Source organism: Methylomonas sp. LWB, assembly GCF_001856095.1.
In the GTDB taxonomy this organism is placed as follows: domain Bacteria; phylum Pseudomonadota; class Gammaproteobacteria; order Methylococcales; family Methylomonadaceae; genus Methylomonas; species Methylomonas koyamae_A.
Window position 1 is genome coordinate 25,295 of record NZ_MKMC01000013.1, and the last position, 14,521, is coordinate 39,815.

Consider the following 14,521-nt stretch of genomic DNA (forward strand, 5'->3'; position numbering starts at 1 on the left):
GTTATACCTCCAGGATAATTTTTCCGATATGTTGAGAGCTTTCCATTCTGGCGTGGGCTTCCGCGGCGTTTGCCAGAGGATAGAGTGAATCGATGACGGGTTTGATTCGGCCCGATTCAAGCAAGGGCCAGACTTGGCTCAGCAATTGTTGGGCAATCGCGGCCTTGAATGTATCGTCCCTTGCGCGTAAGGTGGAGCCGGCGATAGTCAGCCGCTTCATTAAGACCGCCGCCAAGTTGATCTCGGCCTTGGCGCCGGTTTGAATCGCGATCTGCAACAGGCGGCCGTCAGGCGCCAGCGCTTTCAGATTACGCGGAAAATAGTCGCCGCCGACGATGTCCAGTACCGCGTCCACGCCCCGCCCCACGGTCAATTGCTTGCAGGCCTCGACAAAGTCTCTTTCACGATAATTGATTGCCGCTTCAGCGCCGAGTGTCATGCAAAAATCGCATTTCTCTCGGCTGCCGGCGGTGACGATCACTCTGGCACCAAGCGCACCGGCGAGTTGGATAGCTGTCGTGCCGATGCCGCTGCTACCGCCGTGGACCAATAAACATTCGCCGGAGCATAACTTGGCTCGGTCGAATAGATTGCTCCAGACCGTGAAAAAGGTTTCGGGAATCGCGGCGGCCTGCACAAAGTCAAAGCCGGCCGGTATCGGTAGGCAGCAGACCGCACTGGCTATTGCGTATTCAGCGTAGCCGCCGCCGGTCAACAAGGCGCAAACGCTGTCCCCCGGTTTGGGAGAGACGACGTCCGAGCCGGTTTCAATCACCGTGCCGGCGACTTCCAGGCCTAAAATGGGGGATGCGCCTTCCGGTGGCGGGTATAAGCCGGCGCGCTGCACGAGATCCGGGCGATTGACGCCAGCGGCGGAGACCTTGATCAGGACTTGGCCGTTGTCTGGCTTGGGCGTCGGCAATTCGGTTAAAGCGAGTTGACGAGCTTCGCCGGGAAGAATGGTGATCGCGCGCATCGGCGTCTGCGGTTGGGGAAGAGTGTCGTATTATATGCGGCCATTTCGAGTATTAGCGGATTTTCAGCGAGATCAACATGATAAAAGCGGGCATCGTAGGCGGCACCGGATATACAGGGGTCGAATTGTTAAGAATCCTGACATTGCATCCCGAGGTCGAGGTCGCGGCGGTGACATCGCGGGCCGATGCGGGCACGCGGGTCGACAAAGTCTATCCTAGTCTGCGCGGCTATTGCGATGTGGTCTTCACGCGACCGGAAATAGAAAACCTTCGCGACTGCGATGTAGTGTTTTTCGCGACGCCAAACGGAATCGCGATGACCATGGCAGAGGCTTTGCTCGCACTGGGCATCAAAGTGATCGATTTATCCGCCGACTTTCGACTGCAGGATAGTGCGGAATGGGAGCATTGGTACGGCGTCGAGCACGCCTGTCCGGAGCTGATCGGCGAAGCGGTTTACGCGCTGCCGGAAGTGAATCGCGCGGCGATACGCGCCGCCAGATTAATTGCCTGTCCGGGTTGTTATCCGACGGCCGTGCAGCTGGGATTTTTGCCGTTGCTGGAGCATGGGCTGGTTGATGTCGGTAATCTGATCGCCGACTGTAAATCCGGCGTTAGCGGTGCCGGTCGCAAGGCCGAGCTGTCCTCGCTGATGAGCGAGGCCGGCGAGAGCTTCAAAGCTTACGGCGTGGCGGGTCATCGGCATTTGCCGGAGATTCGTCAAGGCTTGCGGCGCGCCACGACCGAAGGGGTCGGCCTGACCTTCGTACCGCATCTGACGCCGATGATTCGCGGCATACACGCGACCTTGTACGCCAGATTGACCAAGTCGGTCGATTTGCAGAGCCTGTACGAAACTCGGTATCAAGATGAAAAATTTGTCGATGTGCTGCCGGCCGGCAGTCATGCCGATACGCGTAACGTCAGAGGCAGTAATCGCTGCCAGATCGCGGTTCATCAGCCACAGGGTGGCGATGTCGTCGTGATTCTGTCGGTCATTGATAACCTGGTTAAGGGCGCCTCCGGTCAGGCGGTGCAAGCGATGAATTTGACGATGGGTTTGGATGAGTTTATCGGATTGGAGTTGGTGCCGCTTTATCCGTAGCCTGTATGCCATGACAAACAAAAAGGCCCGTCCCAGCGGTTACTGGGGCGGGCCTTTTTGTTTCGGTGCCGAATAGCGATGGACGGGCTTAGGCTATTAGCAAATTTCCGCGAGTGTCTCTCATCCTGGCTCTAAAACCCAGCAAGCCCAGCGCAATCAATAGGGCGCTGGCGGGTTCCGGCACGCTGCCCGTAGTGGTGCTGACGATGCCTGAAACGGCGGACAATTTAAAGTAGTCGTTGCCGAAGCTTAATAATGAAGTCGAATCGCCTTTACCGGTTCCCGCGCTGGTCGTATAAGCGCTGATCAGCCAGTAACTGGAGGACACATTATCGGAATTGATCGCTTTAGCGGTGTTGGTCGAACCCATATTGTAATTACCGATGAAAGACCAACCGGCGCTGAGTAACTGAGCAAAGGTATGGTTGGCGATTGCGGCCGCCGCAGGCAAGGCGCCACCTACTAGAGAACCAGTGTAGGCCAGCACTGAAATGTCGGCATCTCCATTGATGTAGCCAACACTCAGGCTGTCGATATCGACACCGTTGGGGCCAAAATACAGCAACGCCGCGTCGACGTTTCCGTCAGGCGCGTAGTCGGTATATGACGACGCGCTGCCATCATTGTCGAACGCATGGTCCGGCTGGCTGCCGAGTGTTCCGTCGTTACTAGCGGCGGTCGCCCCTAAGCCGTAACCGGAATACAAAGCCAGGGTTGCCGCGGCAAAAGTTGATGCGGGTGTGGCTGAGGTGGACGACGTTGAAAATGCCGATACCGTTAGGTTAGGCGCGCCCGCCGTGGACGATGAGAATGCCTGACTGTTGCCAGAGGTCGGAGAGTAAGTTGGGTAGTTTGCCGTACAGCCATTTAAACAATTCGCAGTATTTAACAAATTCCAGGCGGTAGCGTGCGCGGAAAGTGGCGAAAGAATGAAGGCTGCCAGCACTAAGTATGTTCTAGTCATTTGGGGATCTCCGTATTTAGCAGGTGTGCTCGCCCGGTATTCTCTATAATTTCCGATATAGAAACACTGTACTGAAGGATTAAAGCGGGAAGCGTCAATATTTTTACAGCAAGAAATGTGCGTATATTTGATTTATATGCAATTTCAATTGCTTGGTGTTGCTTTTGAGGGGCGGGGAACTGCGCGTGTAAAATAAGCCGACATGAGGGTTAGCGGTTGAGTTTTTCCAATAAAATCTTTGCTTTGTCGATCCCGTTAAATGATTGGCCACTATTCAAGGCTTCTTGCAACTCGGCCTTGGCTTCGTCATTCCGCTGCAGCATTTCTAACGCCGCAGCAATATGGTAACGAATTTCCGGGTCGCCGGATAAGCGAGAGTGTGCGTCGCGTAGGTAGCGAAGGCCTTTTTCCGGGTTCCCGGTATTGGCCAGAATCCATCCTAATGTGTCGTTTGCCGAAGGATGCTCGGGCGCCAATTTGACGGCGTTTTCCGCTAAAACCAGAGCTTTGGGATTGCCCAGATTGAAGTATACGTATGCGAGATTGTTTAAAAATTGCGGTTCGTTAGGGAATTTTTTCAAGAGCTTATCGTACTGTTTTTCGGCGGCGGCAAATCTGCCGGCACGCATGTTTTCTTCAGCCAACGCAGCCAGCGGTACGCTATCTTCGGGGTGTTTTTCGATCCAGTTGCTCAGCAGACCGTAGGCTTCCGGGTTCCGGTCGGCTTGCTTCAACGCATCGAACAACTTCATCAATACTTGCGAGTTAGGCTCCAGATTGAAGCCTTCCTGAAAGTGCGTTACGGCTAATGCGTAATTTTTGTCATGCATCGCGATATCGCCCAACAAGGTGCGGGCGAAACTTCGGTTTGGGTACTGCTGACGTAAATTTTCGGCGCGGCTAAGCGCAAAAACCGGCTTGCCGTAGTTCAGCTCGGTTTCCACCAGCGCGATCTGCGATGGCAGATGTTTAGGGTCGGCCAGGACCGCTTTCTTTAACGTTTTGATGGCTTCATATTGGTCTTCGGCGTCCAATTGACGACGGGCGACTTTGTAGAGCAGTTTCGCGCTCAGTCTGGCTTGATCCGCCATGCGGATGTAAATTGCCAGCGCTCGATCTCGGCTATTGTTCGCCAAGTAGCAGCGCGCAAGCGCGTCCAGCACTTTATGGTCGTTTTTATCGATGAGTTCGGCGGCTTCGGCGATACTGACGGCTTCCGTGGTTTTGCCGGTGTGTAATTTGACTTCGATCAGCGCCAGTAGAACCGGTATGGACTTTTGATCGACTTTGCGGGCCTTGGCCAGCCAGGACTCCGCGCGTTCGGGATTCCCGGCGGCCAGTTCGATCAGCGCCAACTCCGTCATCAGCGTCACATTATCGGTTTGTTTATTTAGCAGGTTTTCCAGTCTGGATTTTGCAGCATCGAGTTTATTCTCGGCTGCATCCAATCGGCCCAAATTCACATAAGCGGCTACAAAATTAGGTTCCAGTTCGATCGCGCGTTCAAAACTTTGTCTGGCCTGTTTGTATTGTTTCGCGCTGACTTGGGCGGTGCCCATTAAGTTGATCAGTGTAATATTTTTCGGCGCTTGTTCAACCATGGCCTTTGCAACGCGTAGCGCGTTTGCGGATTCGCCCCGGCTGATGTAAATCGACACTAAATGGGTTCCGGCCTGAGTATTGCCGGGGTTGTTTTTGAATGACGCTTCCAACTCTTCGGCGGCCATCTGCTCTTGCCCCATCGACAGCAGGTTTAAGCCGATTTCGGTGTGGATTTGCTCACCATCCGCGCTTAAAGCCGAAGCCTTCTCCAACATAGTGCTGGCCAAATCGTGTCTGCCGGTGCGCATATAGGCGCTTCCCAGTAAAAACATCAGGCGATAGTCCCGAGGATTTCGGACTAATACCGGTTTGAGTAGGGTAATCACTTGTTCCGGTTCGTTTTTCGCAAGCAGTGCCGATGCCAGCAATTTATAGCCACCGATTTGTTCCGGAAATTGGCGGACGTACAGCTGCAAATGGCTTACCGCGATATCGTAGCGCTGCAGGCCGAAATTTACCAAGCCTGACAACATCAAGGTCTGCGCGTGGGCGGTTACTAGTTCCGGCTTTAGATTGACTAACGTATCCGCCGCGGTATTGAGTTCCTTAACCGACTCGTCGATTCGATTGTTGCGCGCCAGAATGACCGATCTTAGATAGTTGCCTCTTGGGTCGAACGAATAATGTTCCTTGACGTAGTCCAAATCTTGCAGGGCCTGATCGTCACGATGCTGATCCATCAGTATCCCTATGCGGGCCAGGCGGGCGTCAAGATGTTCCGGTTGGGCCGCCAAGGTGGCGTCGTATTCCGTCAACGCCCCATTTAGGTCTCCTTGAGAATGCTTGATCGAGCCTATAACGAAGCGTACGCCGGGATCGTCGGGCTTCATCTGCAGTGCCTTGTCCGTGGCGGTCCGCGCGCCGTCGATATCGCCGCGACGTAATAAGGTATTGGCGCGCCCAATCAGCGAGTCGATTTGTCCCGGATTGATTTGGCTGGCCATATCGTATTCGTTAAGGGCGGCGCTGAGTTCTCCCAATTGCACATAAGCGTGGCCTCGAAACAAGTGAAGGGTGGGTTGCAGATCCCGGCTGAATCGGCTGGGATCGATTTCCTTAATCAATTGATCGTATTTGAGCTGATACAAGTACAACTGCGCCAGTGGCTTAATGAGCAGGGCTTGATCGGCGCCCAATTGCTTGGCCTGAGTCAGTTGCACCTCGGCTTCCGACAGCGACTGTTGTTTGAGGTAGATTTCGCCCAATAAAATATGCGCGGCGACATAGTTGGGGTTTTCTTGCAGCGCATTTTTTAGGTCAATGATCGCTTCCGGTAAATTTTGATTCTGCTGTGCCTGAATCGCTTGCTCGTAAAATTGACCGGCTCGAATTTCGTCGGAAATAGCGGCTTGAAACGGCGACAAGGTCGAAGCAAGCAACAACGCGGCGGGAATCCGGCGTAACGGTGGGCGAATTTCGGGCGGATGCTTGTGCATGGCGTTATGACGGTGATTGGTTAGCTCCGATAGCATAGCCTGAAAGAGGTCCCGCCACCAGCCGTATCGCGCGATTGAATCGATACCCGTTCTATCGAACTTGCCAGACTGCGGGAGAGCGGCGCCAAAATCTTGGCGTGATGGTTTAAGTGGTTGAAAATATGTGTAAATTATTCATGGTCCGGTTTTTGCTTTTTGCCTGGCGTAACCACTAGGCGTCAAGATTATGGAGACTTTCAGCTATCACCAACAACGGCAAGCCGAACGTTTGACCGATGCGTTTCGGGCCTTCAATGCCTTGTCCGAAAATCTAGCCCAGTCCTATCACGGGTTGGAAGAGCAAGTGACCGCTCTGAATCGCGAACTGGCGGCGGCGCGCGACGAACGCGTGAACACCTTGATCGAAAAGGAAAGACTGGCCAGCCGTTTGCAACAAATTCTGGCGGCGCTGCCTGCCGCGGTGATCGTGCTGAACCGAGAAGGGGTGGTGATCGATTGCAACGGCTACGCGGTCGATTTCCTCGGCGAGCCCTTATTGGGCGAGAGTTGGTGGCAAGTCGTTGGTCGCAGTCTGCAGCCGGTGTTCGATTCCCCGCACGAGAGGCAACTGCGTGACGGCCGTACCGTCAACATCACCTACAGCGCCTTGGGTAACGGCGCGGAGCAGCTGATTTTATTGTCCGACGTTACCGAATTGCGTTCCCTGCAGAATTTATTGGCCCGTCAAAAGCAATTGAGCGCGATGGGTGAGATGGTGGCCGGATTGGCCCATCAGGTGCGCACACCGCTATCGACCGCCATTCTGTACGCCTCGCAAATCAATACGCCGGGCTTGAGCGGCGACAAGCGCCTGCAATTCTCCGCCAAGATACTGGAACGCCTGCACTATTTGGAAAGGCAGGTTAACGATATGCTGATTTTCGCCAAGCAAGGCCGAATGGCCATGCAGGACTTCGAGTTGCAAACCTTGTGGCTATTGTTGGCGGATAGTGCGGATGCGCTGACTTGCGATTTTACGCTCGAGGACCGATCCGGTATCGCACGTTTGACCGGGAACCAGGATGCATTGCTCGGAGCGTTGCTGAATTTGCTGACCAACGCCGTAGAGGCCGGAGCCCAGCGTGTCATTTTGACCGCGACGGCCGGCGAGGTGGGCGATTTGCTCATCGAAGTGGTCGACGATGGGCCGGGCGTGCCCGAACCGCGCCGGGAGCGCTTGTTCGAACCGTTTTTCACAACTAAGGCTAACGGCACCGGTCTCGGACTGGCGGTTGTCGATAGCGTGGCCAAGGCGCATGGCGGCCGGGCGACTTATCGGCCCTTGCCCGAACGCGGCAGCCGTTTTACGTTAATTTTGCCATCAACCCGTTACGAACCCAGTTTATCGGCCGGTGTCGCCGGCCGCGGAGAACGTTATGAAACCGTGTGACGTATTGATCGTCGAAGACGACCCGGCCTTGGCCGAAGCCTTGTGCGACACGTTGGAACTGGCCGGCTATCAGGTCAAGTCAGCGAAAAACGGCGCCGACGCGTTGGGCTTGTTGTCCCGGCAAACGGCGCGGCTAATCGTCAGCGACGTGCAGATGCCGGTAATGGACGGCTATCAATTATTGCAAAACCTCCAGCAAAAGCCCGAGGCGCCGCCGGTATTGCTGATGACGGCTTACGGCACGATTCCGAAAGCGGTCGAAGCGATGCAGGCCGGAGCCGCCGATTATCTGATCAAACCCTTCGAAGCCGGGGTTCTGCTCGACAAGGTGGCGGGATTTATTCAAGGTCCGCAACCGCAACAGTGCGAAAGAGTCGTCGCCGACGCATTGATGAAAAAATTGTACGCTCTCGCGGCCAAGGTCGCGAAGACCGATGTGACCATGTTGCTGGAAGGCGAAAGCGGCACCGGCAAGGAAGTGTTGGCGCGGTACATACACCGAAACTCGCACTTTCATCAAGGTCCGTTCGAAGCGATCAACTGCGCGGCAATCCCGGAAAACATGCTGGAGGCGATGTTGTTCGGATACGAAAAAGGCGCGTTTACCGGCGCGGTGCAGTCGATGCCCGGCAAATTCGAGCTCGCTCACGGCGGCACGTTATTGCTCGATGAAATATCCGAGATGGATTTGGCCTTGCAGGCTAAATTGCTCAGAGTCTTACAGGAAAAAGAAGTTGAACGGCTGGGCAGTCACCGCAAGATTGCATTGAACGTCAGAATTTTGGCGACTACCAACCGGAAATTGAAGTCCTATGTTAACGAGGGCCGGTTTCGCGAGGATCTGTATTTCCGATTAAGCGTATTTCCGTTACGCATCCCTCCCTTGCGCGAGCGTCCCGGCGATGTGCTGCCGCTGGCCTACGAATTGTTGGCGAAACACAGCCCGCATGGTCGGCCGGCCTGCACGATAGAGCCGGAAGCCGCCGTTCGCTTGCAACAATACCGCTGGCCGGGCAACGTGCGCGAACTGGAGAACGTGATACAGCGCGCGCTGATTCTGCAAAACAACGGTCGAATCGGCTGCGCCGAGTTGATATTCGAAGAGGGCTGCGAAATCTTGCCGGAATTGCCGGCCGAACTGCAAAGCCTTGCCTCGCCGAGCGATGGGGCTGCCGAGGCGGCGGGTGCTCTTTGCAGTGCCAGTCTCGATGAAGGCGTGCGTTCGGCCGAGGAAAAGATCATCCTGCAGATGCTGCATGAGGCCAGCGGCAGCCGCAAGGCTACGGCCGAGCGGTTGGGAATTAGCCCGCGCACCTTGCGTTATAAAATTGCCCGGATGAAGGAGGCCGGGGTGTTGGTTCCTTGTTAAAAATTGGCTTGAAATCTGCTTGTCCGATATAAAATCACCAGCGAGTCATTTTTATGTCAGATATGAATATCAACCAAGTCCTGGCTCAAATGCGGACCATGTCTATCGAAGCCGGCGGCAAACCGCCGGTTGGCGACAATTCCGGCGATTTCGCCGCGATGCTGAAGCAATCGATCGATTCGGTGAACCGCACTCAGCAAACCGCCAACGACATGGCGCAATCCTTCGAAATGGGCAAGCCGGACGTTAGTCTGGCCGAGGTGATGATCGCCTCGCAAAAAGCCAGCGTATCGTTCCAGGCCATGCTGCAAGTCCGCAACAAACTGGTCGATGCCTACAAGGACGTTATGGGCATGTCCATGTAAGCTGCTATGCTGTGAGCCATGAGCGAAATAGACCGAAACCTACCGATGGAAAGCGCGTTGCCGATGGTGACGACGGACAAGGGCAGAATGCAGACGGCGTTGAGAAGCCTGAGCAAACTGCCGCTGTCCAACCAATTGGGCTTGATGCTGGGCCTGGCCTTAAGCGTCGCTATTGGGGTTGCCGTCGTGCTCTGGTCGCAGGAGCAACATTACGACTTATTGTTTCCGGCAGTAGCCGAAAAAGATGCCACCGAAATCCTCGATGCGTTGACCAAGCTAGGCGTCGAGTATAAGGTCGAGACCGGTACCGGAACGATCATGGTGCCGGCCGAAAAAGTCCGCGAAGTCAAGCTCAAGCTGGCCGCGCAAGGTCTGCCGCGCAGCACCAGCCTCGGTTACGAGTTGCTCGACAAGGACAACGGTTTCGGCGCCAGCAAAAACGTCGAACAGATGCGCTTTCAGCGGGCCTTGGAAGGCGAGATTGCGTTGACCGTGCAAACCATCCAAAACGTCAAATCCGCCAAGGTGTTGTTGGCGATTCCGGTACAGTCGGTCTTCGTCCGCGAACGTAAAAAACCCAGCGCTTCGGTCGTGGTCGAGCTGTATCAGGGCCGCAGCTTGGAAAAGGAACAAATCGAAGCCATCGTCCACTTGGTATCGTCCAGCGTGCCTTTGATGGAGCCGGGCCAAGTCACCGTCGTCGATCAAAAAGGCCGTTTGCTGAACAGCAAGGAAACCTCGGAGGACATGTCTCTGTCCAGTAAACAGTTCGATTACAAGCGCAATCTCGAGGAGCATCTGCGCGGGCGGATCGAGAATATTCTGACGCCGCTGGTTGGCGGCGACGGCATGCGGGCGCAGATTTCCGCCGACGTCGATTTCACGGTGACCGAAAAAACCCAGGAAATGTTCAACCCCGATTTGCCGGCGCTGCGTAGCGAGCAAACCCAGGAAGACAAAAACTCGCAATCCAAGGTGCAAGGCGTTCCGGGCGCGTTATCCAACCAGCCGCCGCCGACAGGCGTGGCGCCGGAAGTCGCCAGCGGCCAGGAGAAAACCGAAACCAGCGGAGAAACCGGTTCCACCAGCAAAAGCGCGACCCGCAACTACGAACTCGATAAAACCATTACCCACACGCGGCTCGCGACCGGCGCGTTGCGGCGACTGTCGGTGGCGGTCGTCGTCGATAACAAAAAGGTCGCTCAGGCGGACGGACAATTCGGCCAACTGCCGTATTCCCAGGAAGAACTCAACCAATTGCGCGATTTGGTCAAGCAGGCGGTGGGCTTCGACAACAGTCGCGGCGATCAGGTCACTGTCACTAACGTGGCTTTCAAAATGCCGGAAGCGCTGGAAGAAGTGCCCAGCGAACCGTTCTGGCAACAAGCTTGGTTTGGCGGTAGCATGCGGCAATTGGCGGCCGTGCTGGTGGTGCTGATGTTGATTTTGGGTGTGCTGAGGCCGGCGGTGCGGACCTTGATCGCCAAGGAAGCGCAGATCGAAGCGTTGGAAGAGGCCAAGGCCATTGCCGAGGCGTCCGGGGGTATCGTGCGCTTCGACGAAGAAGGCCGGCCGGTGCCGGTCGCCGTCAAGGTCGATGAAGAAACCGGCGAGGTGCGGACGATCACGACCGGCGCCGAGGATTTGTTGCTGCTGGAAGCCCCGCAAAGCTACGAAAAAAGGCTGGAATACGTGCAAAAACTGATAGACGAAGATCCCAAACTGGTCGCCCAAGTCATCAAAACCTGGTTGAAGGACAATGGCTGAGGATCCCAATGACCTATCCCATGCCCAGCGCGCCTCGCTGCTGCTGCTGGCTGTCGGTCAGGACCGGGCGGCGACGGTACTGCGCCACATGGGACCCAAGGAAGTGCAATTGATCGGCTCGACGATGGCGCAACTGGGACCCATCAGCTCGGGGATGGTGGATCAGGTCTTGGAAGAGTTCATTATTCAGATCAAGAACGAAACCGGTCTGGGTTTGGATTCCGACGAATACATCCGGGCGATGCTGACCAACGCATTGGGTGCCGACAAGGCCGGCAGTATCATCGACCGGATTTTGCTGGGCGCCAACAGCAAGGGTATCGAGCAGCTCAAATGGATGGATACCCGCTCGATCGCCGACTTGATCCGTCTCGAACATCCGCAAATCATCTCGATCATTTTGTCCTTGTTGGACGCCGATCAGGCGGCCGATGTGCTGACGATGCTGCCGGAAAACATGCGTTCCGACATTCTGATGCGCATCGCCACGCTGGAAGGCGTGCAGCCCGCGGCATTGCGCGAGCTGGACGACATCATGGAAAAACAATTGACCGGCAGCGAAGGCGTCAAGTCGTCGCAAATCGGCGGTATCGACGCTGCCGCCAATATTCTCAACTTCATCGAAAGCACTGTCAGCGATCCGATGATGCAAGACATCAACGAAGCCAATTCCGATCTGGCTCAACGCATTCAGGACAAAATGTTCGTATTCGGCGATTTGGTCAACGTCGACGACCGCGGCATTCAAACCCTGCTACGCGAAGTTTCCACCGACCAATTGCTGTTGGCTTTGCGCGGCGTGGACGGCGCCTTACGCGACAAGATTTTCGCCAACATGTCCCGCCGCGCGGCGGAAATGCTGCGCGACGACCTCGAAGCCGCGCCGCCGGCTCGCCTCAGCGAAGTCGAAGCCGCGCAAAAAGACATCCTGGCGATCGCCAAACGCTTGTCCGACGCCGGGGAAATTTCGTTAGGCGGCGGCGGCGGCGATGAATTCGTCTAAGGGCAATAAATTCTCCGACGCCGAGCTGCAAGCGCTGAATCGCTGGACCGATTTGCAGGATTTCAGCGCACCGCGCTCCGAACCCGTCGATGTCAAGGAAGCCACGGAAACCTTGACGGTCGATCAAATCGAAGCGATCCAAAAACAGGCTTACGAGGAAGCCTACGCGCAAGGTCGGCAACAGGGCATGGAAGAAGGGCGCGAGATTGGCTTGGAAGAGGGACGGCGGCAGGGTTACGAAGAAAGCCTGCACTTGTTGCAAAAGCAGGCCGCCGAACTGAATGTGCTGCTCGAAGCCTTGAGCGAGCCGTTTCGAATGCTCGACGCCGCCGTCGAAGAAGAATTGGTCAAACTGGCCTGCGCGATAGCCGGCCAATTAGTCCGCCGCGAACTGAAAACCGAACCCGGCGAAGTCGTCGCGGTGGTGCGCGAAGCCGTCAAGGCCCTGCCGCTAGCCTCGCAAAAAATTACCGTCAATCTACATCCCGAAGACGCGGCATTGGTCAAAACCGCGTTGAGCCTGGACGAAAGCATGCCGCCTTGGTGCTTGCGGGAAGACCCCTTGCTTAGCCGCGGCGGTTGCACCGTCGAAACCGAAGTGTCCAGCGTCGATGCCAGCGTCGAAACCCGTTTGGCCGCCGTGATAGCCACGGTTTTGGGCGGCGAACGCCGCCAAGACGCTCAGCGATGATTCCCACGCCGGACCGTGGACGGTTGTGGTTGGCACGTTTGCAACCATATCGGCAACGTTTGCTCGAGCCGCCGCCGTTAATCGTCGAAGGCCGCTTGACCCGAATGGTGGGGCTGACTTTGGAAGCCGAGGGTTGCCGAGCCTCGATCGGCTCGTTGTGCCGAGTCGTCACCAAGTCCGGTAAAACCATTTCCGCCGAAGTCGTCGGCTTTTCCGGAGCCCGCTTGTTTTTGATGCCGACCGGCGATACCCATGGCCTGGAGCCGGGTTGCCGGGTGATTCCGCTCGGGCAGGACAGCCTGGTCGGCGTCGGTTTCGGCTTACTTGGCCGGGTGCTGGACGGCGCCGGTCAGGCGCTGGACAACAAGGGACCTTTGATCACCGATGCCAAGGTCTCGCTATCCGGCGTGCCGATCAATCCGCTGACCCGCAAACCGATCCGCGAAGCCTTGGATGTCGGCGTCAGAGCCATCAACTCAATTCTCAGCGTCGGCCGCGGTCAGCGGATGGGCTTGTTCGCCGGCACCGGTGTCGGTAAGAGCATCCTGCTGGGCATGATGACCAAATTCACCAATGCCGACATCGTCGTCGTTGGCCTGATCGGCGAGCGCGGCCGGGAGGTGAACGAATTTGTGTTGAAGATCCTGGGCGAGGAAGGCTTGAGCCGCGCGGTGGTGGTGGCGTCGCCGGCCGACGATTCGCCGCTGATGCGGGTGCATGGCGCGCTATTGGCGACGGCGATCGCCGAATATTTTCGCGACCAGGGCTTGAACGTGCTGCTGTTGATGGATTCCTTGACCCGCTATGCCCAGGCTTACCGCGAAATCGCGTTGGCCATCGACGAGCCGCCGGCCACCAAGGGTTATCCGCCGTCGGTATTCGCCAAATTGCCGCAGTTGGTGGAGCGGGCCGGCAACGGCGACGAAGGTGGTGGCTCGATCACCGCGTTTTACACCGTGCTGGCCGAGGGCGACGACACCAACGACCCGATCGCCGACGCGGCTCGCGGCGTGTTGGACGGGCATATCGTTTTGTCGCGGGCGCTGGCGGACTCGGGCCATTATCCCGCCATCGACGTCGAAGCGTCGGTTAGCCGGGTGATGCCGGATATTGTGGATAACGAGCACATGCGCATGGCTCGCGATTTGCGGCGTTTGTATTCCACTTACCAGCAAAACCGCGACTTGATCAGCGTCGGTGCTTACCGGCCCGGCGCCGATCCGCGCATCGATCAGGCGATCGAGCGCAATCCGGCCATCATGGCGTTTCTGCGGCAGGACATGGACGAATCGGTCGATTTGAGTCGTAGCATCGACGAGCTGGCGCAATTGCTGGGCGGCCGATGAAAAAATCTCAGCGCCTGAATGTCATCGTCGATTTATACGTTCGCCAGGAACGCGAAGCGTTGGAGGCGATGGGCGTCAGCCAGCAACGGCTCGCCGATCAGCAAAACCAGCTCGATCAACTGGTTCAATATCGCTTGGAATATTTGCAGCGTTTCGAGGCACGTCAGCGGGCCGGGATTAACGTTGGTCAGTTGCTGGAGTTTCGAGCGTTCGCCGACAAGCTGGACGGGGCGATCGAAGGTCAGCGCCGCCAGGTGCTGCAATGCGAAAGGGATTTGCAAAAAGCCCGTGGACTTTGGGAACAATGCCATCAGCGCACTAAAAGTTTGAAGCGCGTCAAGGAATTGGCGGCCGTCGACGAAGCGAAAACCGAACAAAAACGCGAGCAAGCCGAACAAGACGACCGGGCAGCTCGCTCGCGCCGCGATGATGGCACGGGACGTGCTTAGATCGATGATATAGTCCGA

The 14,521-nt window shown here is 56.5% G+C and carries 12 protein-coding genes; 9 read left to right on the forward strand and 3 right to left on the reverse strand.

Features of this window, described 5'->3' with window-relative positions:
* Window position 1: 1 nt before the first annotated feature.
* A complete protein-coding gene (locus BJL95_RS08455; protein WP_071157115.1) occupies window positions 2-976 on the reverse strand; it encodes an NAD(P)H-quinone oxidoreductase in 975 nt (324 codons plus the stop codon).
* Between the two features lie 77 nt (window positions 977-1,053).
* On the opposite strand from BJL95_RS08455, the gene argC reads away from it, so the two are divergent.
* A complete protein-coding gene (argC, locus tag BJL95_RS08460; protein WP_064031814.1) occupies window positions 1,054-2,082 on the forward strand; it encodes an N-acetyl-gamma-glutamyl-phosphate reductase in 1,029 nt (342 codons plus the stop codon).
* Between the two features lie 88 nt (window positions 2,083-2,170).
* Here the strand turns inward: argC and xdp1 are convergent, their stop codons facing one another.
* Window positions 2,171-3,046 (reverse strand): exosortase-dependent surface protein XDP1, encoded by an 876-nt coding sequence (gene xdp1 / locus BJL95_RS08465; protein WP_139306176.1) that lies wholly within the window; start codon window positions 3,044-3,046, stop codon window positions 2,171-2,173.
* Between the two features lie 209 nt (window positions 3,047-3,255).
* Window positions 3,256-6,084, reverse strand: a complete 2,829-nt coding sequence (prsT, locus tag BJL95_RS08470) for an XrtA/PEP-CTERM system TPR-repeat protein PrsT (protein ID WP_139306177.1) — start codon at window positions 6,082-6,084, stop codon at window positions 3,256-3,258.
* A 226-nt stretch (window positions 6,085-6,310) separates the two neighbouring features.
* Here prsT and BJL95_RS08475 point away from each other — a divergent pair, with 226 nt between their 5' ends.
* Genes BJL95_RS08475 through fliJ form a run of 8 tightly spaced genes read left to right on the forward strand, consistent with a single transcriptional unit; the run spans window position 6,311 to window position 14,503 of the window.
* Entirely contained in the window at window positions 6,311-7,513 is a 1,203-nt protein-coding gene (locus BJL95_RS08475; protein ID WP_071157119.1) for a PAS domain-containing sensor histidine kinase, read from the forward strand.
* Entirely contained in the window at window positions 7,500-8,882 is a 1,383-nt protein-coding gene (locus BJL95_RS08480; protein ID WP_071157121.1) for a sigma-54 dependent transcriptional regulator, read from the forward strand. The genes BJL95_RS08475 and BJL95_RS08480 overlap by 14 nt, the downstream gene beginning before the upstream one ends.
* Before the next feature lie 53 nt (window positions 8,883-8,935).
* Window positions 8,936-9,247, forward strand: coding sequence for a flagellar hook-basal body complex protein FliE (gene fliE / locus BJL95_RS08485; protein WP_064030358.1), 312 nt, complete (start codon window positions 8,936-8,938; stop codon window positions 9,245-9,247).
* 18 nt (window positions 9,248-9,265) lie between these two features.
* Complete coding sequence (gene fliF / locus BJL95_RS08490) at window positions 9,266-11,014, forward strand: flagellar basal-body MS-ring/collar protein FliF (RefSeq protein WP_139306178.1); 1,749 nt, start codon at window positions 9,266-9,268, stop codon at window positions 11,012-11,014.
* On the forward strand, window positions 11,007-12,017 hold the full coding sequence (fliG, locus tag BJL95_RS08495; protein WP_064030356.1) for a flagellar motor switch protein FliG: 1,011 nt from the start codon (window positions 11,007-11,009) through the stop codon (window positions 12,015-12,017). The genes fliF and fliG overlap by 8 nt, the downstream gene beginning before the upstream one ends.
* Entirely contained in the window at window positions 12,004-12,708 is a 705-nt protein-coding gene (locus tag BJL95_RS08500; protein WP_071157123.1) for a flagellar assembly protein FliH, read from the forward strand. Before fliG ends, BJL95_RS08500 begins: the two co-directional genes overlap by 14 nt.
* Window positions 12,705-14,054 (forward strand): flagellar protein export ATPase FliI, encoded by a 1,350-nt coding sequence (gene fliI, locus BJL95_RS08505; protein ID WP_071157125.1) that lies wholly within the window; start codon window positions 12,705-12,707, stop codon window positions 14,052-14,054. Before BJL95_RS08500 ends, fliI begins: the two co-directional genes overlap by 4 nt.
* Window positions 14,051-14,503, forward strand: coding sequence for a flagellar export protein FliJ (fliJ, locus tag BJL95_RS08510; RefSeq protein ID WP_071157127.1), 453 nt, complete (start codon window positions 14,051-14,053; stop codon window positions 14,501-14,503). The genes fliI and fliJ overlap by 4 nt, the downstream gene beginning before the upstream one ends.
* Window positions 14,504-14,521: the final 18 nt, after the last annotated feature.